This window comes from Bordetella genomosp. 9 (assembly GCF_002119725.1).
Taxonomy (GTDB): Bacteria; Pseudomonadota; Gammaproteobacteria; order Burkholderiales; family Burkholderiaceae_B; genus Bordetella_C.
This window is the reverse complement of sequence record NZ_CP021109.1, coordinates 2,560,707-2,585,573: the sequence shown is the minus strand read 5'-3', so window position 1 is coordinate 2,585,573 and position 24,867 is coordinate 2,560,707. Positions and strand designations below refer to the sequence as shown.

The window sequence follows — 24,867 nt, the reverse complement described above, 5'->3', positions numbered from 1 at the left end:
TTTCAGGTCTCCCGCCGCGCGGGCGCGGCCGGCACGGCAGGGGCTTGCGCCTGTCCGGATGCGGCCTTGCGGCGTCCCAATCGATGATGTACGCCGGCGAAGACCACCGGCACGAAGAAAAGCGTGGAAACGGTGGCGAACAGCAGGCCGCCGATGACGGCGCGGCCCAGGGGCGCGTTCTGCTCCGCGCCTTCGCCCAGCCCCAGCGCCATGGGAATCATGCCGATGATCATCGCCAGCGCGGTCATCATGACCGGACGCAGGCGTGTGGCGCCCGCTTCCAGCGCGGCCGACAGCACGGGCGCGCCTTCCGCGCGGCGTTGCCGCGCGAAGGACACCAGAAGGATGCTGTTGGCCGTGGCCACGCCCATCGTCATGATCGCGCCGGTGAGCGCCGGCACGCTGAGCGTGGTGCCGGTGATGAACAGCATCCAGGCGATGCCGGCCAACGCTGCGGGCAGGGCCGTAATGATGATGAAGGCGTCGATCCAGGACTGGAAATTCACGACGATCAGCAGGTAGACCAGCACGATGGCCATCGCCAGTCCGACGCCCAGGCCGATGAAGGAGCTTTGCATGGTTTCGACCTGGCCCCGGATGGCGACCTGGCTGCCGCGCGGCAGCTTGTGGCGGATCTCGTCCACGCGCCGCGATACCTCGGCGGCGACGCTCGCCAGATCCTTGCCCTGCACGCTCACGTAGACGTCGATGGCCGGCTGGATGTTGTAGCGCGACATCACGGCCGGCTGGCGCGAGGGCCGCACGTCGACCAGGTTGCCGAGCAGCTGCGTGTTGCCGCCGCCCGCCGCGCCCGGCGCGCCGACAGGCAGCGCCAGCAATTGGTCCATGCCGTCGATCTGGTATTGCGGCGCCTGCACCGCCACGTTGTAGACCACGCCGTTCTGGGGGTTCAGCCAGAAGGCGGGCGAGGTCTGCGTGCTGCCTGAAAGCGCGATCAATACGCTCTGCCCGACGTTGGCGGCGCTCAGGCCGACCTGTTGCAGGCGCGTGCGGTCCATCATCATGTTCAGCGTGGGCAGGTCCAGGCGCTGGTGCACGTGGGCGTCCACCGCGCCCGGGATGTCGCGGACGGACCGCACCAGTTCGCTCGCCAGGCCGGCGTTGCCGTACATGTCCGGCCCGGTGAATTGCACGTTGATGGCGGCCGGCAGGCCGAAGTTCAGGATCTGCGTGACGATGTCCGCCGGCTGGAAGAAGAATTCCAGGCCGGGAAAGCGCTTGGGCAATTCGGCGCGCAGCAGGGCGATGTAGTCGTCCGTGGGCGCGTGACCGTCGCGCAGCGACATCAGGATCTCGCCATCGAGCGTGCCGAACGTGCCGGCGTTGCTGTACGAAAGGTTGATGCCGCTGTTGGGCACGCCCAGATTGTCCAGAATGGTTTCCAGGTCGCGCGCCGGAATCAGTTCGCGGATGACGTTTTCCACTTCGTCGGCCAGCCTGGCGGTTTCCTCGATGCGGGTGCCGGTGGGCGCGCGCATGTGCAGGCGGATCTGGCCCGCATCCACGGTCGGGAAGAAGTCCCGACCCAGGAAGGGATAGAGCAGACAGGACGCCAGGCAGAAGCCCAGGAACCCCAGCGCGAAAGCCTTGCGCCGCGCCAGCTGCACCGACAGCACCAGCGTGTACGCGCGGCGCATGCGCTCGAAGCGCTGGTCGAAGGCCCGGTACACGCGCTGCAGCGGGCTGGGGCGCGCGTCCGGATCCTGCCTGCCGTGGCTCTTCATCAGCAGCATGACCAGCGTCGGCACCAGCGTGCGCGACAGGATGTAGGAGGCCAGCATGGCGAAGACCACCGCCTCGGCGAGCGGGACGAAGAGATAGCGCGCCACGCCGGACAGGAAGAACATCGGCACGAAGACGATGCAGATGCACAGCGTCGAGACGAAGGCCGCGACGCCGATCTCGTTGGCGCCGTCCAGGATGGCGGGCTGAAGCTCCTTGCCCAGATGCAGATGACGCTCGATGTTCTCGATGGTGACGATGGCCTGGTCCACCAGGATGCCGACCGACAGCGCCAGCCCGCCCAGCGTCATCAGGTTCAGCGTTTCCCCCAGGGCCTTCAGGGCCAGAATGGAAGCCAGGATCGACAAAGGGATCGTCAGCGCGATGATGAGGGTGCTGCGCCAGTTGCCCAGGAACAGCAGGACCATGGTGGCGGTGAGCAATGCGGCGATCAGCGCTTCGATGATCACGCCCTTGACCGCGGCCTTGACGAAGACCGACTGGTCGAACAGCGGCGTGACCTTGATGTCGGCCGGCATGGTCTGCACCACGCTGGGCAGCAGCTCGCGCAGGTTGGCGACGATATCCAGCGTCGAGGCGCCGCCGTTCTTCAGCACGGAGAGCAGCACGCCGCGCACGCCGTCCTGGCGCACGATGTTGGTTTGCGGGTTGAAGCCGTCGCGCACGTAGGCGACGTCGCGCAGGTAGGTGGTGGCGCCGCCCGGCACGGTGCGCACTGGCAGGTCGTTCAGCCCGTTGATGGTCTCCGGCGAGCTGTTCATCCTGACGTTGTATTCGGTCGCGCCGAACTTGGCCGTGCCGGACGGCAGGATCAGGTTCTGCGCGTTGATGGCATTGACGACGTCGGCGGGCGACAGCCCGCGCGCCTGCAGTGCCTGCAGATCCAAGTCCACCGAAATCACGCGGTTCTTGCCGCCGTAGGGAAACGGGATGGCGACGCCCGGTATGGTGATCAGCCGGGGCCGCAGCGTTTGCAGCGCCGCGTCGAACAGGGCCTGCTCGGGCAGCGTCGGGCTGGACAGGCCCAGCTGGATGACGGGGATGCTGGAAGCGGAATACTTGATGACCAGGGGCGGCGTGATGCCCGGCGGCAGTTGCCGCACCTGCGTCTGTTCGGCCGCCACCACCTGCGCGATGGCCGTCTGGATGTTGGCGGTGGGCTGGAAGAAGATTTTGATGACCGTGATGCCGGCCAGGGATTGCGACTCGATGTGCTCGATGTCGCTGACCGTGGTCGTCAGGCCGCGTTCGTTCTGGGCGGCGATGCGCTGGCCCATCTCCTGCGCCGACAGGCCGTTGTAATTCCAGATGACGCTGATGACCGGGATATTGATTTCCGGAAAGATGTCCGTCGCCATGCGCATCAGCGCGAACGGCGTCGCCAGAAGTATCAGCAGCGCCATCACGATGAACGTATAGGGACGGCGCAATGCCAGTTGCACTACGGACACGGCTTGCCCCGCACAGGCGGACCGGAAAAGCACTGCTGCTGCATCATGATGCGACCGCCAGAGAAAGGGCGTGAAGGGCCTGCGTGAAGGCGCCCGGACGCGGCCTCCGTGTTGCCGGAGTGCGCCGCGTTGGCGCGGCCCGTGTGCCGGAATATGACTACGAAACGTAACAGCTATTTTTGGCGAAGGGCTGCCAAAGCGCAAGGCGGATAAACGCGGGGTTTGCCCCTATATCGGGCAATTCGCGCGCCGATGCCGCTCCGATTCACAACAGCGGGCCAGTGGCCGCGCGTTTTCGCAGTTGCATGTGTGAACCGGATCGGGCGCCGCGGGCATGCTGCGCCGCAAGGCATGACGCTGCCGCGCTGGGTTAAGCTCACGCCCGTTCCATCTGAACCGCCATTGATCAAGCCATGCCTCTTCCGTCCCGATCCTTCATCGCCACCATCGAAGATTTGCGCAAGATCGCCGAACGGCGCGTGCCGCGTATGTTCTACGACTACGCGGATTCCGGCTCCTGGACCGAATCGACGTACCGCGCCAACGAGGCGGACCTGCAGAAGATCCGCTTCCGCCAGCGCGTGGCCCGCAATATGGAGAACCGCAATATCGCCACGACGATGGTGGGCATTCCCGCCGCCATGCCGGTGGCGCTGGCGCCTACCGGCTTGACCGGCATGCAGCACGCGGACGGCGAAATCCTGGCCGCGCGCGCCGCCGAGGCCTTCGGCGTGCCGTTCACGCTATCGACGATGAGCATCTGCTCGATCGAGGACGTTGCCGCCCATACCACCAAGCCGTTCTGGTTCCAGCTGTATGTGATGCGCGACAAGGATTTCATCGAGCGCCTGATCGATCGCGCGAAAGCCGCCAATTGCTCGGCGCTGGTGCTGACGCTGGATCTGCAGATCCTGGGCCAGCGCCACAAGGACCTGCGCAACGGGCTGACCGCGCCGCCGCGGCTGACGTTGCGCAATATGCTGAACCTGATGACCAAGCCCGCGTGGTGCTACGGCATGCTGGGCACGCAGCGGCGCACCTTCCGCAATATCGTCGGCCATGCCAAGGGCGTGGGCGACATGGCGTCCCTGTCCTCGTGGACGGCCGAGCAGTTCGATCCGCGCCTGAGCTGGGACGATGTGGAGTGGATCAAGAAGCGCTGGGGCGGCAAGCTCATTCTCAAGGGCATCCTGGATCCGGAGGACGCGCGTTTGGCCGTGAACACCGGCGCGGACGCCGTAATCGTCAGCAACCACGGCGGCCGCCAGCTCGACGGCGCGATGTCGGCCATCAGCATGCTGCCGTCCATCGTCGATGCGGTGGATTCGAAGATCGAAGTGTGGATGGACAGCGGCATCCGGTCCGGCCAGGACATCCTGCGCGCCGTCGCGCTGGGCGCGCGCGGCACCATGATCGGCCGGGCCTTCCTTTATGGCCTGGGCGCGGGCGGGCAGGAGGGCGTCACCAAGGCGCTGGAAATCCTGGCCAATGAACTGGACGTGACGATGGCGCTGTGCGGCCATCGCGACATCCACGACATCGACCGCGATATCCTGGTGCCCGGCACCTATCCCACCGCCACGGGCTGGACGCAGACCGGCGTATCGATTCCGCAGCCTGCGCGCGCAATCGCGGTATGAACCCGGCGGCATGGGGCAGCCTGCGATTGCGGCCGCCCCATGCCGGCCCATGCCGCCCGGATCGAACGGATCTCGAATTTCCGGCACGAGCGGCGCAACGCCGACAGCGGGCCACCGCTTGCCGCCTTATGCGGCGGCGTCCATCGGCAGGATGGTGACACGCAGCCCCGGGCCGAAGCCGGCGCCCGCGTCGCGCATGGAGAAGCGCAGCGCCAGGCCGTGATTGCGCGCGATGCGCAGGGCGATGGAGATGCCCAGTCCGCTGCCGGCTTCTTCATTGCCCGCGGCGCGCACAAAGCGTTCGCCCAGCCGCGGTAGTATCTGCGGCGCGATGCCGGCGCCCTGGTCGTCCACGAATATGCGCGAACCGGTGAACGTCAGCCGCACACGCGAGTGACGCGGCGCATACCGGATGGCGTTGTCCAGCAGATTCTTCAGCATGATGGACAAGGCTGCGGTATCGCCGGCCATGGGCAAGGGCGGCTGTCCGGCGGGCGGCCATTCGACGTCGATATCGATATCCCGGCGGTCGGCAATCCACAGGCAGTCGCCCAGGGCCAGTTCGGCGGCCTGCCGCCAATCGGCCGCCGCGGCAGCGGCGCCGCGCACCGCGCTGTCCAGCCGCGCCATCGTCAGCAGCTGGGAGACCAGCCGGTCCAGCCGCTCCAGCCCGCGCGCAACGCGGGCCTGCACCTGGGAACGCTCGCCGGGGTCGCCGGTGCGCTGCAGGACGTCCCACTGCGCACGCAAGGCTGCCAGGGGCGTGCGCAGTTCGTGGGCGGCATCGGCGGTCAGGCGCCGTTCCTGATCGATCAGCGCCGCCACGCGAGAGAGCAGTCCGTTCATGGCGCGGATCAGGGGTTTCAGTTCGTCGGGGCTGCGCTGCATCGGCAGCGGGCTTGCGTCTTCCGGTTTGCGCCGCTCCAGGTCGCGCGACAGTCGCCGCACCGGCGCAAGCGATCGCCGCACCGCCACCACCAGTGCGGCGATCAGTATGGGCAGGCCGATGAGCCAGGGCAGCATCTGGCTCAGCACGTAGTTCACCGCCAGTTCGTTGCGCTCGCCCAGGCGCTGTCCCACGGCCACGCGGACGCTCCCGGCCGGGTCGTCCAGGTAGTACAGGCGCCACGGCGCGCCGTTGACGTCCGTGTCCAGAAAGCCCTGGGTGTGGCCGCGCGGAAACTGTTGCGCGCCGGGATCGAGCACGAGTGGTGCGCCCGCCCCGCGCCAGATGGCGATGGAGACATCGCCGAGGCTGGCGTGGCCTTTGTCGGCCGGCAGCCGTTCGGGCAGGGGCTCGGGCGAAGGCGGCGTGGACGCCGGCAGCAGACGCGCCACGGCAAGCGCCTGCTGCGCCATCCGCACCATGTCGGTGTCATACAGCTCATCGATTTCGCGCATGGCGCGCCAGTAGGTGCCCGCCACCGTAAGCATCCAGGCCAGCGCGGCCGCCAGGAGCACGGAAACGATGAGTCTTTTCTGCAGGCTCATGCGTCGCCATCCACCTGTCCCAGCGCGTATCCCGACCCGCGCAGGGTACGCACGATCTTGGGATGTATCTTCTTGCGCACGTGGTGCACGTAAACCTCCAGCGTATTGCTCTCCAGCTCCGTATCCCAGTCGTAGAGTTTGTCGCGGATGAATTCCCGCGTCAGCACCCGGTTCGGGTAGGTCAGGAAAAGCTCCAGCAGGAGGGTTTCGCGCACGGAAAGATCGACCCGCTGGCCCTTCCAGTACACGGTGTGCGATGCGGGATGGTATTCCAGCGCGCCATGGCGCCAGACCGGCTGAGGCTTGCCGGCGACGCGGCGGGTCGCGGCGCGCAGGCGCGCCGCCAGTTCGTCGAGCGTGATCGGTTTGATGAGATAGTCGTCGGCGCCAGCGTCCAGGCCCGCGATGCGGGAATCGATGGCATCGCGCGCGGTCAGGATGATCACGGGCGACATGCGTCCCGACTGGCGCCAACGGGTGAGAAGCGCGATGCCGTCCTCGCCGGGCAGGCCCAGGTCCAGCACCACCGCGTCATAGTCCACGCTGCCCATCGCCTGATCGCCTTCCGCGCCGCTGACGAACCAGTCGACCGCGTAGCCCAGCAGCCGCAATCCTTTCTTCAGGCCGTCGCCGATCAGCGGGTCGTCTTCGATGATCAGGATTCTCATGCACGTCCTTCCGGCGCCGCCGCGGCCCGCCGGTTAATTTTCCATTAAGGTTTCCCGCCTATGCTGCGCGCCCAGCTTGCAGGAAACCCGAGGATGGGAGCTTTTACACAGCAGTATGGAATCGTACATCCGGCGGGTTCCGCGCCGGCGGGGCCGGAGGCAGCGGACCACCCGCCGCGGCATGACGGCGCATCTCCCAACCCCGGGCATTGCGGCCGCCCGCCGCAGAGCAACGCCTGCGAGGCGGTCCTGCGCATCCTGATCGAGAGCGGCGAGACCGGCCGGCTCCCATGGGTGATGCTGCGGCCGCGCGGGCACGATGGCGACGGCATCTTCGGCGGGGATTTCGATTTTCTGATCGACGGCGAGCGTTTCGACGAGATCCTGCGCACGGTCTACTCCGTGTGCCAGGAGGCCGGCGTCAGCTTCATCGTGCGGCAAGCGGCGCCGTTCAAGCGTCAGATCGAATTGCTGGACGACGGCGGCCGCCGCGTGACGCTGGAGCTCTGGACGCAAGCCGAGCTGCGCGTGCAAGGCAGCCGCGGGCACATGACGCGCGGCGGCGTCGCCTACGCGGCCTACGAGGCGCTGGATCCGGCCGGGCGACTGGCCTTGCTGGCGGCGCTGTTCGTACTGCACCTGCATCACAAGAAGAAGGATCTGCGGCTAGCGCTGGTGCGCGAGCGGCTGAGCTATTTTGCCAATGCCGCGCACGGCGTGCCCGGATTGCGTGTCGCGCTGGATGGGCTGCTCAGCGGCGACATGGATCTGGATGCCGCGCGCCACGTCGCGATGGCGTTCCTGAACGAACGCGGCGTGCCGGTCCTGCCGCCTGCCACGATCGCCGCCCGCCGCCTGGCGTGGCGGTTGCGCCGGGCGCTGCATTGGCCCGCCTGGCGCACGGTGGCCGTGGTGGGGCCGGACGGCAGCGGCAAAAGCGCGCTGATCGACGACCTGCAAGCCAGTCCGGAGGGCCGCGGGTTCCGCTTCAAACGGTTCAAGCGCCTGTTCCGCAAGCCGCTTTTCTATTGGGGCAAGGAACCGCGCAATGTGCGCGAGGAAAAGCGCCTGTGGCTGGTGCTGCCGGTGGCATGGGGCGCCTTTACGCTGTTGCAGCTGTTCACGGGGTGGCGGCGTCCCTTGCTGCTCGATCGCTATTTCTACGATTACTTCGTGCGCAATGTGCGGGTCGGCGCGGGCGCGCCGTTGCGCCGTATCTCCGCATATCCCTTGTGCAGCGCGCTGACGCCGCCGCCGCAACGCCTGGTGGTCGCGTCCTGCCCGGCGCAGGTCATACATACCCGCAAGCAGGAGATGACCGCGGACGCCATCGCGGCCATGTACGAGGTGTACCTGGATCAGGTCCGGCGCGGGATGCTTCCCGCGACGCTGTTCTGCCATACGGGCGGCAGCCGTGAGCAATCCGGCCTGCACGTGCGGCGTTTTCTTGCGGCATCCGGGGCGGACTGAGCCCGGTTCATCGCTCCCTGGCGCCCGTCGCGATCCCTGAATCAAAATCCAAAGCGGGTCTTGGCGGTCGAACGCGGCGAGCGTTCAAGCCGGGCGTTCGCGGTCCGCGTGGCCCAGGTCGCGGCCGGGATCGATCTGGTCGCGCACCGCCTGCTTCAGCGTCTTCGCATCGGGGAATCCGGCCTGGACCTTGCGGTCCCAGAGCAGCACGTCGTTGCAACGCACCTGGAATATGCCGCCCGTGCCCGGGACCAGCGCGACTTCTCCCAGATCCGTGCCAAAGGTCGAGAGCAGTTCCTGCGCCATCCAGGCGGCGCGCAGCAGCCATTGGCACTGGGTGCAATACGTGATGGTGATGCGGGGCAGGGCAGGCGTGTTCATATTGCTTCTCCGGCGGCGGGCATCAATGCCTGGATCAAGGCGCGCGCGTAATTGGGCAGGCCGTCCCAGGCGCGCGCGCACAGCATCAATCGGCGGTCGGCCCACGATTCGTCGAGTATAAGCACGCGCGCGCCGCCCTGGCCGGCCCAGCGCCGGGCGGCCGCTTCCGGCATGATGCCCAGGCCCGCTCCTTGTATCACCATGCGGGCCACGGCGTCGAAGTTCTGCGCGCGCACCCGCGTGCGTGGCCGGCGGCCGAGGCGGGCGGCCTGATCGTCCAGGTAGATGCCAAGGGCCGCGGAAACCGGCAGCCCGACGTGGTCGTAATCCAGGCTTTCGCTGTAGCGCACGCGGGCGCGGCGCGCCAGCGCGTGACCGCGAGGCGCCAGCAGCACGAGGCGGTCGCGGCGGAATTCGGTGGTGTACAGCCCGGCCAGATCCATCGCGTCGGAGACGATGCCCACATCGGCCGTGCCTTCCCGCAGTTCCGGAACGATGCGATGGCTCGGTTGTTCCTGCAGGTCCACGTCGATGTTGGGATGCGTGCGCAGAAAGGCGCCCAGCGGTTCGGGCAGATGTTCGGTCAACGCGGCGGTGTTGCACAGGAGCCGGATGCGGCCCTTGAAGCCGCTGGCGTAATCGCCCAGGTCCTCCTGCATGCGGCCGACCTGCTGCAGCAGGCTGCGCGCATGCCAGGCCAGCGCCTGCCCAGCGGCCGTGGGCTGCACGCCGCGGCGTCCGCGGGTCAGCAGGGCGGCGCCGAGCGAAGCCTCCAGCCCTCGCAGCCGCGCGCTGGCCGAGGCCAGCGACAGGTGGGTGCGCGCGGCGCCTGCGGTAATGCTGCCCGTGTCGGTCGTATTCAGGAAGAGGCGCAGGTCGGTCAGGTCGAAATGGAAATGCATGACGGTACGCGGCGGGTATGTGAACGCAGGCGTGACACCTTGGCGCGGTGCGCCTGGCGCCGTTGCAGTCGCGCCGCCGCGCGGGGGCAGGGCGCAGGCGGGCGCGATGCCGCCTGCCTACGGGAAATCCGAAGGCAGCCTCAGTGTAATACCGCTATGCGCAGCCGGCGCGCGCAGGCATCATGCGCGCATGCATACCTTCTTCGACTTCTATCGCGACGGCGGCGTCAGCCTGATTCTCCTGGTCGCGGCCAGCTTCGCCGTGGCCGGCATGGTGAAAGGCGTGATCGGCCTGGGTCTGCCCACGGTATCCATCGGTTTGCTGAGTGTGGCTCTGGCGCCGCCGCAGGCTGCGGCGCTGCTGGTCATTCCATCGATGGTGACCAATGTCTGGCAGCTCGCGGCCGGCGGGCGCTTTCTTTATCTGCTGCGGCGCCTATGGCCCATGCTCGCGGGCATCGTGGCGGGCACCTGGGCTGCCGGCCTGTGGCTGGCGGGGCGCGAGACGGCGTGGGCGTCCCATGCGCTGGGCGCGGCGCTGCTGGTCTATGCCGCGGTCGGGCTGAGCCCGCTGCGCCTGTCGGTGCCGGCCCGTGCGCAGGCCTGGGCCGGGCCGCTGGTCGGGGCCACCACCGGCGCAATCACATCCGCGACGGGGGTTTTCGTCATCCCGGCCGTGCCTTACCTGCAGGCCCTGGGGCTGAACCGTGACGAGCTGGTGCAGGCCATGGGGTTGGCGTTCACGGCTTCCACCATCGCGCTGGCCGGGGACCTGATCCACGGCGGGCAACTGGGCGGACGTGAAGCCTGGGCCTCGCTGCTGGCGCTGGTCCCCGCGCTGGCCGGGATGGTGCTGGGGCAATGGCTGCGTCACCGCGTCAGCGCCGCGACCTTCCGCCGCTGTTTCTTCATCGGCATCGGCGCGTTGGGCCTGCACCTGCTGATTGCGTAGTCATGCGGGGCTCCTTCCAGCGTTGACTGGCCCCAGGGCAGCGCTCAGGACTCGGCACGCGCGGAAGCCGGCGCGCCGCGGCGCCTGGCCAGCGACGCCACCAGGGGATGGGCGTCGAAATGCGCGATCAGCCGCGCCTTCTGTTTGTCGGTCACTCCCGACTCCTGGATCATGCCGCGCCAATGCGCATGGGCCGCCCGCACGCAATCCGCGATGACCTTGGAAGCCGGTTTTTCGGGGATGCCCAGGGCCGCGCAGAACGCGCGCAGGAGCGCCGGCGAAAGCATCTGCTGACGGCGCCCGGTAGCTTCGCGCCGCAAGCCCGGCAACATGGCGGGCGGCATCAGATACAGCGCATGTCCCACCGCACCGCCGAAGGCCGCGTAGGCGACGATGTCATAGGCCGGCGGCAATTCCGGCGCGCGGCCGTCGCGATACAGCAGGCCAATGTTCTTCAGATGCATGTCGGGGTTGCCGAGCATTTCATTGACGACCAGCCGCCGCAACAGCTCGTGGACCGCCGCTTCGCCCAGTGAAGGGAAGCCCAGCAGGACCGCGGCAATGTCCAGGTACGTCCAGGGTTCGCCGGCCCGGCGCCGGCCGCCGTATTTGTCTTCCGGCATCTCGCCGAACACCTGCGCGAAATCTTCGCAGTGCACGCGGCCCTGCGGCGGGCGGTCGTAGCGCACCACTGCCAGAAACGGCGTGCGGGTGTCGGCATCGCCCAGGTCGTACCCATGCTGCACCGCCAGTTTTTCCAGGGGTTCCAGGTACGCTTCGCAGGTATCGACGCCGGCCGCGCGCGCCAGCGCCAGGGACAGGTGTTCCAGTTCCGGCAGGCGCGGCCGGTCCACCACGGGGAGCTTGGCGATGATGTGGGTGTCCTGGTCCTTGGTGCGGCCGACGTAGCGGCCGTTCTCCAGGATTACGCCGACCTTGGGTTGCACGCCCGACAGCGACACCCCTTCTTCCAGCGGGTCCGCCGTCACGGACATTTCCAGGGCGTCCTGGGTCTGCGTGACATAGTGTGCCAGCTCGTCGCGCGACAGGGTCAGCGGCAGGGCATGGACGTTGCCGGGCAGATCGCGGCCGCATGCCGCGAGCATCTCAAAGTTGTCTTTCGGACTGCAGCCCCGCAAGGCCGCCACATGGTCGCGAAAGATGCCTTCGGGCAGCAGGTTCTGAAAGAAGGGCGGGAGCAGCCAGCCGTTTTTTTCCGAGAACCAGCCATTGAAGTTTTCGGACTGCACGTCGTGCCAGAACAGCGCCTGTTCTTCCGGCGTATCGGCCAGCAGGCCGGCAGACAGCGTTGGCGGCGCGGGATCGCGGATATACGATTCATCGGCCACGAAGCGCGTGATGATGCCGGCGCCCGGATTCTCGCCGGCAGGATCCTCGCCGTACTGGAACAGCACGCCCACGCGCCGGGCGCCCAGAAAAATCCCCAGGGCTTTGACGTTCATTCACGTTTCCCCTTGGCGCGCGGGGCGGCGGCCGCTGGCTCCGATGGCGCGCCCTGGCGCTGGATCCGCGCCAAGGCGCCCTGTACGCGCGAACGCACCACGGGGGGCCGGACGGCGGGTCCGGGCGCGGCGCCGGCGGCCGCTTCCCTGGGAACGAGCACCAGTTCCAGGCCCAGCCGGTCGCATAGCGCCAGCAGCGTGCTGAGCTTGAAGTCCTCGCGGCCGCTGAGCACGTTGGTCAGCGTACGCTGCGAGATGCCGGCCTGCGCCCGCAGTTCCGCCTGGGATAGCCCGGCATGGGAGAGGGCGGTGCGCAGCACCTGGGCGACCTGGGCGTGCGATGTCATGGAGGCAATAAAGTAGTGTGAATCGTGATTGAACTACTATATTGCTATCCCGCATACGGGTCAACCTTCCACTACTTTATTGCCTGATAGGGCGGAATTGGCACTTTAATGCTAAACATGGCGAGCTCATGAAAAACCAAGAGACTGTTCTGCTGACGCCCGGCGAAATGGCGGCGGCCGACCGCGCGGCAATCGCGGCGGGCCGATCCGGCGCCGAATTGATGCAAAACGCTGGCGCCGCCGTCGCGCGCGCGGTCCAGGCGCGCTGGCCGCGGCAACGGGTGGCGGTGTTGTGCGGTCCGGGCAACAACGGCGGGGACGGCTTCGTGGCCGCCAGGCACCTTGCCGCCGCGAACTGGCCGGTGACCGTGGCGCTGCTGGGCGACAGACGGGCGCTGAAGGGCGATGCGGCGCATCACGCCGCCTTGTGGCAAGGCGATGTGGCGCCGATGGGTCCCGACGTGCTGGAAGACGCCGACATCGTGGTGGATGCGATTTTCGGCGCCGGCCTGGCGCGGCCCGTGGAAGGCGTGGCCGCCGATACGCTGCGTGCGGCGGCTCGGCGCGGATTGCCGGTTTGCGCGGTCGATATGCCCAGCGGCGTGGACGGCGCCACGGGAGAAGTGCACGGCTACGCGGCGCCCGCGGCATGCACGGTGACATTTTTCCGCAAGAAGCCCGGCCACCTGCTGCTGCCGGGGCGCGCACTGTGCGGGGACCTCATCCTGGCCGATATCGGCATCCCGCCGTCCGTGCTCGATGGCATCCGCCCCGCGGCCCATGAGAACACGCCGGCCGCATGGCTGGACGGCTTTCCATGGCCGCGCCTGGAGGCCCACAAGTATGCGCGCGGCCATGCCGTCGTGCTGGGCGGCGAAGTCATGACCGGCGCTGCCCGCCTTTCCGCCCTGGCCGCTGCGCGCGTCGGCGCCGGGCTGGTTACGGTGGCGGCGCCCGCGTCCGCATGGCCCATCTACGCGGCCGCGCTCACCGGCATCATGGTCCTGCCGATCGCCGGCGCGGACGCGGCGGCGGCGGGACAGCCGGCGCAGTCCTTTGCGCAATTGCTGGCCGATCCGCGCAAGAACGCCATCGCCTTGGGCCCCGGCGCGGGCGTTTCGGCGGCGACGCGGTCACAGGTTCTGGCGGCCTTGGCGACTGGACGCGCCGTGGTGCTGGACGCCGATGCGCTTACCGCTTTCGCGGACGCGCCGGACGCGCTGTTCGATGCGATCCGCGGACCGTGCGTGCTGACGCCGCACGAGGGCGAGTTCGGACGCCTTTTCGGCGCCGGCGGGGACAAGCTGACGCGCGCGCGCCGGGCCGCCGCGCGCAGCGGCGCGGTCGTCCTGCTCAAAGGCGCCGATACGGTCATCGCCGCGCCGGACGGCCAGGCCGCCATCAACGCCAATGCGCCGCCCGATCTGGCCACCGGCGGCAGCGGCGACGTCCTGACCGGGATGATCGCCGGTCTGCTGGCGCAAGGCATGGCGCCCTTCGATGCCGCCTGTGCGGCGGCATGGATGCACGGCGCCGCCGCGGCGCGCCATGGCCCGGGACTCATCGCCGAGGATCTGCCGGGATTGCTTCCCTCCGTCCTCAAGCGGCTGAAGCGAGGGTTGACGCACGGCGCTTGAAGCGAGCCGTGGCGCCGGCGAGGCCGAGTCCGCCCCAGTCCCCCCAACGCTGCGGCGTGCAACGGGTCGGGCGATCCGGGGGCCGGCCATCCAGCGGGTTGCCCCTGCGCTTATCGCGGCGCGGCGTCCGGCAGCGGCGCGTCCCGGCCCGCATAGGCCTGCCGCGCCCCCGTTTTTGCGGGACCGGCCTGCGCCAAGGGGTAGCGTTGCTCCGCGCCGCTGGGCAGCGCGGCGACCATGGGCGCGCGCATCCACGCCAGCACGTCGCGCCATACCGTTTCGGCGTTGAGGTCGCGCAGAAGCATGTGATAGCCGTCTTCGTACACCGCGACGCGCGGGCGGCCGGGGGCCGGCGCGGCTTCGACGCGCCGCAAGGTCTGCGCCACGACCTTGTCGGGCAGCACCTGCTCGTGCCGCCCGAACAGCACCAATAGCGGAACATCCGGCGGCAGCTGCGGCAGGGCGGCCTCGGCCGCCGACATCAGATCGACCAGACCTTTCAGCGCGTCGATGCGCGTGCGCTTGATGACAAGCGGGTCCCGGCTCAGGGCCCGCAGCATCTCGATGTTGTCCGACGGCATGATCTTGAGCCCGCGCGGCGGTTCGACCTCCATGCCGGGCACCGTGTTGAAACCCAGCCAAAGCGTAAAGCGGTAGAACGGGTTCATGGCATCGCGGCCCCACATCGCGGGCGCGGACAGGATCGCCCCCGCGATGCGGCGACCCAGGGGTGAAGGCGCACCGGCCGGTGTGCCGGCCAGCGCGGCAGTTACCACGGCGCCGCCCATGCTTTCGCCCAGCACGTAGATCGGCAGGCCGGGATGCGCCGCGGATACGGCGTCGACCGCCGCGTTCAGGTCCGCGATCAGCGTGGGCGTATCGGCCCAGATCCCGGGGCGGGGGCCCGCACCGAACCCGCGCTGGTCGTAGGCGTAGGTGACGATGCCTTGCGCGGCCCAGTAGCGGCCCGCGCGGTCGAAGGCTTGCGAATAATCGTTCATGCCGTGCAGCGCGATCACGGCCGCCCAGGGCGCCTGCGCGGGGAGCCAGACGCGCAAGGGCAGGCTGGTTCCATCGAGCGACACCAGGGAAGATACGCACGTCGGGGGCTGCGCCCCCGCGCAATCGCCGTCCGCATGGATGGCCGGCGTCTGGCGCGCCTGGCCCATCGGCTGATAGCAACTGGTGCAGGCGCTCAGCGCCAGGACGCCCAGGACGGCAGCGCGCCGCACCCATGCCCGCAGCATGGGGCGGCGTCGCGGCGCGGTGTGGTCGTGCAGGGAAAACATCATCATGGCGGGATCCGGCGCATCGGGTCGGGCCGGCCTGTCGATTCTATATGCGGGGCGGGTGGATGGGAGGGGGCGCGCATCGCGGACTGGCGTGCCGGGCGGCAATGTGCGTACTATATCGCCCGTCGTATACAGTCATGCATAACGGTCCCGCCCTTATAGCGGTTCCGTCCCATCAATCGATTCCGCAAGGGAGTCCTCATGAAGTCGCGATTGTTTCCCCTGGTCGCCGGTGTGCTGGCGGCCGCGTGCCTGGACACCGCATGGGCCGGCCAGGTCCAGGTGGCCGTGGCTGCAAACTTCACCGCGCCGATGAAGGCCATCGCGGCGGCGTTCCAGGCAAAGACGGGCGACACGGTGGTGGCGTCGTACGGGGCGACGGGGCAGTTCTATGCGCAGATCCGCAACGGCGCGCCGTTCGATGCCTTCCTGGCGGCCGACGATACGACGCCCGCCCGGCTGGAAAAGGAAAACCGGGCCGTGGCGGGCTCCCGATTTACCTACGCCACCGGCGCGCTGGCGCTTTGGTCGGCAAAGGAAGGCTACGTGGACGCCGACGGCGCCGTTCTCAAGCGCAATGATTACGCCCATCTGGCCATTGCGGACCCCAAGACCGCGCCCTACGGCCTGGCGGCCGTCCAGACGCTGGAGAATCTTGGGCTGATGGACGCGGTCAAGCCCAGGATCGTCCAGGGCCAGAACATCACCCAGGCGCAGCAATTCGTCGGCACCGGCAATGCCGAGCTGGGCTTCGTGGCGCTTTCGCAGGTCTATAAGAACGGCAAGCTGACCGGCGGCTCTGCCTGGATCGTGCCGGCGTCGCTGCATGCGCCCATCCGTCAGGATGCCGTCATCCTCGAACGGGGCAAGGACAACCCGGCGGCGCGGGCGCTCATGGATTTCCTGCGCGGGCCGGAGGCGGCGGCTATCATCCGCGCCTATGGCTATACCCGCTGATCCGCCGCCATCATGCTGAATGGCGAAGACGCCGCCGCGATCTGGCTGACTTTGAAACTGGCTGCGGTCACGACCGCGCTGCTGCTTGTTGCCGGCACGCCGCTGGCCTGGTGGCTGGCCAACACGCGGTCGCGCTGGCGCGGGCCGGTGGGCGCGCTGGTGGCGCTGCCGCTGGTCCTGCCGCCGACGGTGATCGGTTTCTATCTGTTGTTGCTGATGGGCCCGCAGGGGTACGCCGGCCGGCTGACGCAGGCCCTGGGCCTGGGCACGCTGCCTTTCACCTTTGCCGGACTGGTGGTGGGATCGCTGGTGTATTCGCTGCCTTTCGTGGTGCAGCCGCTGCAGAACGCTTTCGCGGCGATCGGCCGCATGCCGATGGAGGCGGCCGCCACGCTGCGCGCCGGGCCATGGGACCGCTTCGTGTCGGTGGTCCTGCCGCTTGCGCGGCCGGGCTATCTCGCGGCCGCGGTGCTGGGCTTCGCGCATACGGTGGGCGAGTTCGGCGTGGTGCTGATGATCGGGGGCAACATCCCGGGCAGCACGCGCGTGGTTTCCGTGCAGATCTACGACCATGTCGAAGCGCTGGAATACGGCCGGGCGCACTGGCTGGCGGCCGGCATGGTGACCCTGTCCTTTATGATCCTGCTGCTGCTTTACGCGCGACGCGCGGCGCCTTGGGGACGGCCATGAACGCGCCCGCCATCCAGGCGCGTTTCCGCCTGACCCAGGGCGCTTTCACGCTGGATGTCGACTTGCATCTGCCCGGCCGCGGGGTGACGGCCCTGTTCGGTCCGTCGGGTTCGGGCAAGACGACCGTGCTGCGCTGCGTCGCTGGCCTGGCCATGCCCGAGCCGGGATATCTGCGGGTGAACGGCCAGGTATGGCTGGACACCGCGCGCGGCGTGCTCGTGCCCGCGCATCGCCGCGGCATCGGCTATGTCTTTCAGGAAGCCAACCTTTTTCCGCATTTGAACGTGCGGGGCAATCTGCTTTACGGCTACCGTCGGGTGCCGCCGGCGGCCCGGCGTGTGGCGCCGGCGGATGCCGCGGCGCTGCTCGGCATCGAGCACCTGATGGAGCGCATGCCCGATCGCTTGTCCGGCGGCGAGCGCCAGCGCGTCGGCATCGCGCGCGCATTGTTGACGAGCCCTGATCTATTGCTGATGGACGAGCCCCTGGCCGCGCTGGATGGCCGGCGCAAGCAGGAAATCCTGCCATACCTCGAACGTTTGCACGATGCGCTGGAGATCCCGGTGCTGTACGTCAGCCATGCGGCGCAGGAGGTCGCGCGGCTGGCCGATCACGTGGTCCTGCTGGATAACGGCCGCATCGTATCGGCCGGGCCGATTGCCGCGACGCTCGCGGATCTGGGACTGCCCCCCGCTCATGGCGATGAGGCCGCTGTTGTGATCCAAGGGCGCGCCGCCGGCTACGACGATGCCTATCGCCTGTTGACCGTGTCGCTGCCGGCAAACGGCGCGGCCCTGCGCGTGATCCATGCGGCAGCGCCGGCGGGCCATCCGGTGCGCCTGGTGGTGAAGGCGCGCGACGTCAGCCTGGCGCTGTCCAGGCAGGAAGACGGCAGCATCCTCAACGTACTGCCGGTGCGCGTGGAAGGCAGCGTCCCGGTCGACGATCCGGCCCAGGTCATGGTCAGGCTCGATGCCTGCGGGACGCCCTTGCTGGCCCGCATTACGCGCTATTCGCACGACCGGCTGCAACTGGCGCCGGGGCGGGAAGTGTGGGCGCAGATCAAGGCGGTGTCGGTGTTGAGTTGACCCTTACAGCGAATCGGTCCCTAGGTCGCGTTTGGCGCCGGGGTTGTAGTACGCCAGGTCTTTGCTTTCCAGCAGTTTCTTCATGTTCGGACCCAGCCGGGCTAGGCGTGCGGCGGCCAGCGTCTCCTTTTTGCCTGGCATGGCGGGCAAGGGCCGTCCCGCCGCCATGGCCTCACGCTGCAGCCCGGCGTTGCTGGGCACGTGCTGGGAATACAGAGTAAGGGCTTCGCAGATGTCGCGATACTGCGGATGAACGGGCTCACGTTCCGGCATCCCGATAATCGCCTTCGAGCCCAATCGATGCACCACGCCGGCGTACAGCATGTTTTCCAGATACTTGCCGGGGGCCGTTTTCAGCGCGGCAATCACTTCCAGGAACGCAGGCGTCGTCTTGGCGATGAAGAACTGCGTGGAAAGCGTTTGCCGGTTCTTGATGCCGTAGTTGGGCCAGAGCGGCCGCAGCAGTTCGCGAGCGGCATGGCGTATACGCCTGCGCAGATACGGGGACCGATCCCAGCCCGCCATGCGATCGATGCTCCAGCTCGAGGCCGCGATGACGGCTTCCGGGTCCGCCTCCAGCTTGCCGACGTAGCGCTCGATGACGCCCTGGTCGAAGATCCAGGTATCGCCTTCCAGATGAACGACGTATTCGGCGTCAAAACGCGCAACGGCCTGCTCTATGGAGGAGGCGAGCAGGTCGGCGGCGCCAGCCGTCATCGGCAGCGGCTCGCGGCGTATCAGCGCATCTTCCAGATATTGCTCGTACGCGGCATTCGAGCAGGAATGGACGACCGGCCAGGGCGCAGGCCAGTTCAGCTTCATGATTTCCAGGGAAATCCTGGCGCAGTCAACGCGATTGAAGGTGGTCAGGCAAACCGCGACTCGTGGCATCGTCTTTATCGCCGCAGCGAGGCAGGCGTTGGTAAAAATGGTGGCCGGGACTATAGCAGCAACGCCGGGATGCGCCCGCGGCACGGGGCGTCGTGTAATCTCGCGCCTATGCCGACATCATCCGTGCAACGCTCCGCTTCTTTGGCGCCCGGCCAGGCGCAGGCCCGGTTCCGGCTGCGCATCGTTCACGGGGATCTGGTGGCCATCGGGCCCGGCAAGGTCGCGCTGCTCGAAGCCATCGCGCAGCACGGGTCGATATCGGCGGCCGCGCGCGGTCTGGGCATGTCGTACCGGCGCGCATGGGCGCTGGTCGATGAGCTGAACCGGTCGCTGGAATCGCCAGCCACCCATTCCGGCCCCGGCGGCCCCAGCGGGGGGCGGACGGAATTGACACCCGTCGGCGAACGGATCGTCGCGCTCTACCGCGGCATCGAAGCCCGCGCCCACGCCGCTTGTGGGACGCAGATCGCGGAATTGACTTCGCTTCTGAAGGGCTGACCCCGTCAACGGCGATGATCGCCGTGATGGTCGCGATGCTCGTCGTGGCGGACGGGATGGCGCACCACCACCGGTGGCGGACGGTCCCGGCCCCAGCGGTCGCGGCCGCGGTAAACGACCGGTGGCGGCGCCACATAGACCGGCCGCGGCGACACGACCACGGGCGGCGGCGAAGTATAGACGGGCGTGCCGATTCCGACGTTGATGCTGACTTGGGCCTGGGCGGTGGCCACGGCCCCCGCGGTGGCGACGCCTGCCGCCAGCATCAGCGCGACTCGACGCAGCACAGGGGAACGCGACGCTGGCGCAGGACGTGTCATGCGCGGCGTCATGATGGATGCGATCGCGTGCGATGGTTTCATGCCGTTCCCGCCTCAGCCGTTGCTGGAAGACGGCGCGGTCTTGCCGGGCGCGGTCGTTCCCTTGTTCGGCCCGTTTTTGCCATGATGCGCCGCGCGGCGCTCATGCGATTCGGCGAACACCTTGTCGGCATTGCGCTTCTGCTCGTCGGGCATGGCGTTGTACAGCGGCGCGAACACGGCCGCCAATTTCTTCACGCCGTCGGAGTTCGCCTGCATGATCTGCGCGTAGGAATCCAGGTCCTCCAGCGCGGTCATGGCGGCGCGCTGCTCGCGCTTGGCGATCAGCCGATCGATCTCCATGGCGTTATCGCGCATGGTTTGGGCGACCACGGCCCACTGCGCCTCTTCGGCGGGGGTGATCTTCAACTGGTCGTGCAGCTGCTTGATGTGCTTTTCGACGCGTTCCTTGCCGTTGGCCTGGGCGGCCGCGCCGGTGGCGGTGACGGCGGCGGGCGCCGCCAGGCCGGCGTTCTGGGCCGGTTGCGTTTGCGCGAATGCCGCGGTGCCGAACAGCAACGACGCGGCCAGCACGGTGGTGCGCAGTTTCATCCTGATCTCCTTCAATACATGCGAGGTGACGCGCCTTCGGCAGGGAAAGCCGGCCGGGGCGCGGGTGTGGCGAAGCATACGCATTCCGCCGCGCGCCCGGCCCGCTGTCCCTGATTTTTTCGTGAGGAATCGTACTGTCAGCTTCGCGGCCCACACCCGATAAGGCCTTGTCGCGCTTGCCGCGCATGCATCGCGGCGCGGCGCGAGGCAGGGCGCTGCATTTGCCATTGCTTACGAGTCGGACATCGTGCGTTCACGCTTGGCGGCGCCTGTGGCGGCCGGCTTCAGCCGATCGTCTTTGTCGTTGCCGCCGGACTGGTCGCGCGGCGCCGCCGCCCCCACGGTCTCCCGGCAAACTTCGCGCAGGATATCGGCGAAGCGTTCCTCCGCTTCCAGCGCCACGTCGCGGCGGCGCCGGATCAGGCTGATCGGCGGCAGGGTCCAGTCGAAATGCCATGGCACCATGACAACGCCGCCGCCACGCGCCAGGTCCAGCGCGATATCTTCGGGGACGATGGAGACCAGGCTATCGTCATCGCGCATCAGCATGGCGATCACGTCGGTGGAATAGGTTTGGACGCGCGGCGAGGGCGGCCGCACGCCGGCGCGCGTGAACAGTTCGCTGACCATATTGCCGATGGGCGTGGCGGGCGTGGGCAGAATCCAGTTCATCTCCGCCAGTTCGCGCCAATCGGGCGCGCGCCGCGCCATGCGGCGCGCCAGACGCGGGTTGGCGATGAGCGCGGGCCTTTGCGGATAAAGCACTTCGTGCCGCAATTCATCCATGCCGATCATCACGGAGGCGCGCCCGATCACGCAGTCCAGCGCATGTGCGCGCAGCGATTGAAGCAATTGGTCCGTGGTGGCGCGTTCCAGGTGCACCGTAATGCGGTGGCGGGCGTACAGACGCTCGATGGTGGGGACCAGCACGCGCGCGGAGATAAAGGGGATCGCGCCCACGTGCAAATGCGCGGCATGGCCGCCGCGCAGCGCCTCCATCTCCACCGCCCAGTGATCGATGTCCTGCAGCATGTGGCGTGCGCGGACCAGCGCCAATTCCCCCAGCGGCGTGGGTCTCAGGCCGCGCGCGGTGCGCACGAACAGCGGTCCGCCGAAAAGATCTTCGATCTCTGCCAAGGCCTTGGTCGCGGCCGGCTGGCTGACGCCCATGGATTCCGCCACGCGCGTGAGCGAATCGCCGGGGGCAATGCGGGTCAGCAAGGTCAGATGGCGCAGCTTGAGCCGGGACAGCAGGCGGGTGGAAACGGCGGACATGGCGGTGAACGGTCCTATAACCATTTGATTATGGACCTATTATAAAAAACAAGAATTTCGTTATCTGCCGCTGCGTATACTGCGATTGTTTCAAAATATGGCGAAAGTTATGGCCACCCCTTCATTCACTACGCGGCCGGAAATCCGCGGCAGCTTCGGTGTCGTGTCGTCCACGCACTGGCTGGCGTCGCAGGTGGCGATGAGCGTGCTGGAACGCGGCGGCAATGCCTTCGACGCGGCCGCAGCGGGCGGCTTCATGCTGCAGATCGTTGAACCGCATCTGAACGGCCCGGGCGGTGAAGTTCCCATCCTGCTGTGGAATGAGAAAGAACGGCGCATGCAGTCCCTGTGCGGACAGGGCAGCGCGCCGGCGCTCGCCACGCCGTCATACTTCAAGGGGTTGGGACTGGATCTGGTGCCCGGCATCGGCCTGCTGCCCGCCACCGTTCCGGGCGCTTTCGGCGCCTGGTCGACGCTGCTGCGCGACCACGGAACCTGGGAGCTGGCCGACGTGCTGCGCCCGGCCATCGAGTATGCCCGCAACGGCTTTCCGCTGGTGCCGCGCATCGTCCAGGCGATCTACGCGGTGCAGGGGCTGTTCCGCGACGAATGGACGACGTCGGCCGATGTCTGGCTGCCGGGCGGTCGCGTTCCGCATCCCGACCATCTGTTCCGCACGCCGGCCATCGCCGATACCTACACGCGCATTCTGAATGAAGCCAGCGGCAAGGGCGACCGCCGCGCGCGTATCGACGCCGCCATCGATGTCTGGTATCGCGGCTTCGTGGCGCGCGCCATCGATCAGTTCTATCGCACCCAGGCGGTGCGCGACTGCACCGGCGAGCGCAACCGGGGCCTGCTGCGCCTGGACGATATGGCCGCCTGGCAGCCTAGCTACGAGGCGCCGGTGACCGCGCGCTTCGGCCGCTATACCGTCGCCAAGTGCGGCCCCTGGTCGCAAGGGCCGGTCTTCCTGCAACAGCTGGCCGTGCTGCGGCATCTGGGCCTCGAAAACGTCGCGCCCGATTCGCCGGCCTTCGTTCACAAAGTTGCGGAGGCCGCCAAGCTGGCCTTCGCGGACAAGCTGGCATGGTATGGCGATCCCGACGCCGTGGACGTGCCCTTGGACACGCTGCTTTCCGACGCCTATGCGCGCGAGCGCGCCGCATCGATCGGCGATGCCGCGTCGCGCGAATTGCGTCCCGGGCGGCCTGACGGACGCGAGTTCCGTCTGCCCGATCTGCAGGCGCCGGCGCGCGCGCTGGCGCACGCCGATACCCGCTTCGGCGTCGGCGAACCCACGTTCGCGCAACTGCCACCGGTCGAGGAATGGCTGGAGCGCGAGGTTTTCGTGGGCGACACCTGCCACATCGACGTGATCGACAGCGACGGCAATATGGTGTCGGCGACCCCGTCGGGCGGATGGCTGTCGTCCAGCCCCGCCGTGCCGGAGCTGGGTTTTTCCATTACGACGCGCCTGCAGATGACGTGGCTGGACGAAGGCCTGCCCGGTACGCTGCGTCCCGGCACGCGGCCCTGCACGACGCTGTCGCCGGGCATGGCGCTGCGCGACGACGAACCCTATATGGCCTTCGGCACGCCGGGAGGCGACCAGCAGGACCAATGGACCGTGGCATTTTTCCTGCGGCATGCCGTCTACGGCATGAATCTGCAGGAAGCCATCGACTGTCCGTCCTGGCATATCGATCACTTTCCCGGCTCGTTCTGGCCGCGCACGCCCAACCTCAACCGCATCACGCTGGAGTCCCGCTTTCCGTCCGAAACGGTGGAAGGGCTGCGTGCAGCCGGCCATGAGGTCAAGGTGGGCGGCGACTGGTCCGAAGGCCGCATCAGCGCCTGCACCCGCGAACCGGATGCGGGCGGCGGGCGGCTGCTGCGCGCAGGCGCCAATCCGCGCGGCATGCAAGGCTATGCCGTGGGTCGTTAAGGCCGGTTGACGCATCGGGCGTCATCCGGCCGTCGGGCGGTCGCGCCGGCTCCGCGCATTGCGCGGAACGGCGCGGCGCGTCCCGGTCGTGGCTGAGGCTCGCGGGCCAAGGCTGTTTTTTCATCCGCCGCGCGCTGCAACCGTACCGCGCGCGACTCAACCATGGGGATTGCTTCATGAAATCGATACGACGTTTCCTGGGCGCGGCTGCCGTCGCGCTCGCCGTGCTTCCCGCCGCCAGCCATGCGGCCTATCCGGAAAAGCCCATCACGATGATCGTGCCGTGGGCCGCCGGCGGCTCCACCGACATCCTGGCCCGCCTGCTCGCGCAGCACATGAGCCAGTCCTTCGGCCAGTCCGTCATCGTGGAAAACCGCTCCGGCGCTTCCGGCAACATCGGTTCCGCCTACGTGGCGCGTTCCAAGCCGGACGGCTACACGCTGCTGATCGGCTCGATGAGCACGCACACCATGAACCAGGCGCTGTATTCGTCCATGCCGTTCGACGGCGTGAAGGACTTCAGCCCCATCGCCGAGCTGGCCCTGGTCACCAACACCATGGTGGTCAACCCCTCCGTGCCGGCCAAGAACGTGGCCGAACTGATTGCCTACGCGAAGGAGCATCCCGGCCAGATCGCCTACGCTTCGGCGGGCGCAGGCTCGACCAACCACCTCAGCGCCGCGCTGTTCCAGAAGGCCACCGGCGTGCAGATGGTGCACATTCCCTACCGCGGCGGCGCGCCTGCGGTGCTGGACACCGTGGCTGGCCGCACCCAGCTGCTGTTCAGCGCGGGCACGCAGACGCTGCCGCACGTGAAGTCGGGCAAACTGAAGCTGCTCGCCGTCACAGAGGAAAAGCGTTCGCCGTTGATGCCCGATGTTCCCACGGTGGGCGAGACGGTGCCCGGCTACGAGCTGGCGGTGTGGTACGGCGCTTTCGGCCCGGCCGGCATGGACCCCGCCATCGTCGACAAGCTGAACAAGGAGATCAACCGCATCCTGGCCCTGCCGGAAGTGAAGAAGCAGATGGACGACATGGGCGTGCAGGTGTTGCAATCCACGCCCGAGGAGTTCGGCAAGACGCTGGCCCGCGATGCCGACAAGTACGGCAAGCTGGTGCGCGAGCTGGGCATCAAGGCCGACGAATAAGCC

Annotated in this window: 22 protein-coding genes; 10 read left to right on the top strand and 12 right to left on the bottom strand. The window is 68.0% G+C overall.

Translation table 11 applies throughout. From position 1 onward, the window contains the following. Positions 1–2: 2 nt before the first annotated feature. A complete protein-coding gene (locus tag CAL13_RS11890; protein ID WP_086072512.1) occupies positions 3–3,215 on the bottom strand; it encodes an efflux RND transporter permease subunit in 3,213 nt (1,070 codons plus the stop codon). A gap of 413 nt (positions 3,216–3,628) precedes the next feature. Between CAL13_RS11890 and CAL13_RS11885 the strand changes: the two genes are divergently transcribed. Further along, entirely contained in the window at positions 3,629–4,855 is a 1,227-nt protein-coding gene (locus tag CAL13_RS11885; RefSeq protein WP_086072511.1) for an alpha-hydroxy acid oxidase, read from the top strand. Between the two features lie 126 nt (positions 4,856–4,981). On the opposite strand, the gene CAL13_RS11880 is transcribed toward CAL13_RS11885, so the two are convergent. Then, positions 4,982–6,346, bottom strand: coding sequence for an ATP-binding protein (locus tag CAL13_RS11880; RefSeq protein WP_086057575.1), 1,365 nt, complete (start codon positions 6,344–6,346; stop codon positions 4,982–4,984). After that, a complete protein-coding gene (locus CAL13_RS11875) occupies positions 6,343–7,014 on the bottom strand; it encodes a response regulator (RefSeq protein ID WP_086057574.1) in 672 nt (223 codons plus the stop codon). The genes CAL13_RS11880 and CAL13_RS11875 overlap by 4 nt, the downstream gene beginning before the upstream one ends. A gap of 93 nt (positions 7,015–7,107) precedes the next feature. Between CAL13_RS11875 and CAL13_RS11870 the strand changes: the two genes are divergently transcribed. Next, entirely contained in the window at positions 7,108–8,484 is a 1,377-nt protein-coding gene (locus CAL13_RS11870; protein ID WP_086072510.1) for a hypothetical protein, read from the top strand. A gap of 84 nt (positions 8,485–8,568) precedes the next feature. Here CAL13_RS11870 and CAL13_RS11865 read toward each other — a convergent pair whose 3' ends face one another. Next, positions 8,569–8,865 (bottom strand): SelT/SelW/SelH family protein, encoded by a 297-nt coding sequence (locus tag CAL13_RS11865; RefSeq protein WP_086057572.1) that lies wholly within the window; start codon positions 8,863–8,865, stop codon positions 8,569–8,571. Next, positions 8,862–9,767 carry a LysR family transcriptional regulator gene (locus CAL13_RS11860; protein ID WP_086057571.1) on the bottom strand — a complete coding sequence of 302 codons (906 nt, stop codon included), beginning with the start codon at positions 9,765–9,767 and terminating at the stop codon, positions 8,862–8,864. The genes CAL13_RS11865 and CAL13_RS11860 overlap by 4 nt, the downstream gene beginning before the upstream one ends. 190 nt (positions 9,768–9,957) lie before the next feature. Between CAL13_RS11860 and CAL13_RS11855 the strand changes: the two genes are divergently transcribed. After that, on the top strand, positions 9,958–10,719 hold the full coding sequence (locus CAL13_RS11855) for a sulfite exporter TauE/SafE family protein (protein WP_086072509.1): 762 nt from the start codon (positions 9,958–9,960) through the stop codon (positions 10,717–10,719). 44 nt (positions 10,720–10,763) lie between these two features. Here the strand turns inward: CAL13_RS11855 and CAL13_RS11850 are convergent, their stop codons facing one another. Together CAL13_RS11850 and CAL13_RS11845 are read right to left on the bottom strand one after the other, a co-directional pair. Next, positions 10,764–12,182 (bottom strand): type II toxin-antitoxin system HipA family toxin, encoded by a 1,419-nt coding sequence (locus CAL13_RS11850; RefSeq protein WP_086072508.1) that lies wholly within the window; start codon positions 12,180–12,182, stop codon positions 10,764–10,766. Continuing rightward, a complete protein-coding gene (locus CAL13_RS11845) occupies positions 12,179–12,529 on the bottom strand; it encodes a helix-turn-helix domain-containing protein (RefSeq protein WP_086072507.1) in 351 nt (116 codons plus the stop codon). Before CAL13_RS11845 ends, CAL13_RS11850 begins: the two co-directional genes overlap by 4 nt. A 128-nt stretch (positions 12,530–12,657) precedes the next feature. Here CAL13_RS11845 and CAL13_RS11840 point away from each other — a divergent pair, with 128 nt between their 5' ends. Beyond that, entirely contained in the window at positions 12,658–14,166 is a 1,509-nt protein-coding gene (locus CAL13_RS11840) for an NAD(P)H-hydrate dehydratase (protein ID WP_086072506.1), read from the top strand. A gap of 110 nt (positions 14,167–14,276) precedes the next feature. On the opposite strand, the gene CAL13_RS11835 is transcribed toward CAL13_RS11840, so the two are convergent. Then, positions 14,277–15,461 (bottom strand): alpha/beta hydrolase, encoded by a 1,185-nt coding sequence (locus CAL13_RS11835; protein ID WP_198297841.1) that lies wholly within the window; start codon positions 15,459–15,461, stop codon positions 14,277–14,279. Between the two features lie 198 nt (positions 15,462–15,659). Here CAL13_RS11835 and modA point away from each other — a divergent pair, with 198 nt between their 5' ends. From modA to modC, 3 genes are read left to right on the top strand one after another with little or no spacing between them, the layout of a single operon-like run. Further along, complete coding sequence (gene modA, locus CAL13_RS11830; RefSeq protein WP_086072505.1) at positions 15,660–16,415, top strand: molybdate ABC transporter substrate-binding protein; 756 nt, start codon at positions 15,660–15,662, stop codon at positions 16,413–16,415. Positions 16,416–16,427: 12 nt separating this feature from the next. After that, on the top strand, positions 16,428–17,105 hold the full coding sequence (modB, locus tag CAL13_RS11825) for a molybdate ABC transporter permease subunit (protein WP_086057565.1): 678 nt from the start codon (positions 16,428–16,430) through the stop codon (positions 17,103–17,105). Next, positions 17,102–18,193, top strand: a complete 1,092-nt coding sequence (gene modC, locus CAL13_RS11820; protein WP_086072504.1) for a molybdenum ABC transporter ATP-binding protein — start codon at positions 17,102–17,104, stop codon at positions 18,191–18,193. Before modB ends, modC begins: the two co-directional genes overlap by 4 nt. 3 nt (positions 18,194–18,196) lie before the next feature. On the opposite strand, the gene CAL13_RS11815 is transcribed toward modC, so the two are convergent. Continuing rightward, complete coding sequence (locus tag CAL13_RS11815; protein ID WP_086072503.1) at positions 18,197–19,084, bottom strand: hypothetical protein; 888 nt, start codon at positions 19,082–19,084, stop codon at positions 18,197–18,199. Between the two features lie 108 nt (positions 19,085–19,192). On the opposite strand from CAL13_RS11815, the gene CAL13_RS11810 reads away from it, so the two are divergent. Then, positions 19,193–19,582 carry a winged helix-turn-helix domain-containing protein gene (locus tag CAL13_RS11810; protein ID WP_086072502.1) on the top strand — a complete coding sequence of 130 codons (390 nt, stop codon included), beginning with the start codon at positions 19,193–19,195 and terminating at the stop codon, positions 19,580–19,582. Between the two features lie 5 nt (positions 19,583–19,587). Here CAL13_RS11810 and CAL13_RS11805 read toward each other — a convergent pair whose 3' ends face one another. The 3 genes from CAL13_RS11805 to CAL13_RS11795 form a co-directional block, all read right to left on the bottom strand. Then, a complete protein-coding gene (locus CAL13_RS11805) occupies positions 19,588–19,944 on the bottom strand; it encodes a hypothetical protein (protein ID WP_232462371.1) in 357 nt (118 codons plus the stop codon). A gap of 12 nt (positions 19,945–19,956) precedes the next feature. After that, positions 19,957–20,493, bottom strand: coding sequence for a Spy/CpxP family protein refolding chaperone (locus CAL13_RS11800; protein WP_157664862.1), 537 nt, complete (start codon positions 20,491–20,493; stop codon positions 19,957–19,959). Between the two features lie 231 nt (positions 20,494–20,724). Further along, the gene (locus CAL13_RS11795) at positions 20,725–21,768 is read right to left on the bottom strand and encodes a LysR substrate-binding domain-containing protein (protein ID WP_086072500.1); all 1,044 of its coding nucleotides are present in this window, start codon (positions 21,766–21,768) and stop codon (positions 20,725–20,727) included. A gap of 109 nt (positions 21,769–21,877) precedes the next feature. Here CAL13_RS11795 and CAL13_RS11790 point away from each other — a divergent pair, with 109 nt between their 5' ends. Beyond that, the gene (locus CAL13_RS11790) at positions 21,878–23,716 is read left to right on the top strand and encodes a gamma-glutamyltransferase family protein (protein WP_086072499.1); all 1,839 of its coding nucleotides are present in this window, start codon (positions 21,878–21,880) and stop codon (positions 23,714–23,716) included. 176 nt (positions 23,717–23,892) lie between these two features. Continuing rightward, positions 23,893–24,864 carry a Bug family tripartite tricarboxylate transporter substrate binding protein gene (locus tag CAL13_RS11785; RefSeq protein WP_086057559.1) on the top strand — a complete coding sequence of 324 codons (972 nt, stop codon included), beginning with the start codon at positions 23,893–23,895 and terminating at the stop codon, positions 24,862–24,864. The last annotated feature ends 3 nt before the right edge of the window (positions 24,865–24,867 follow it).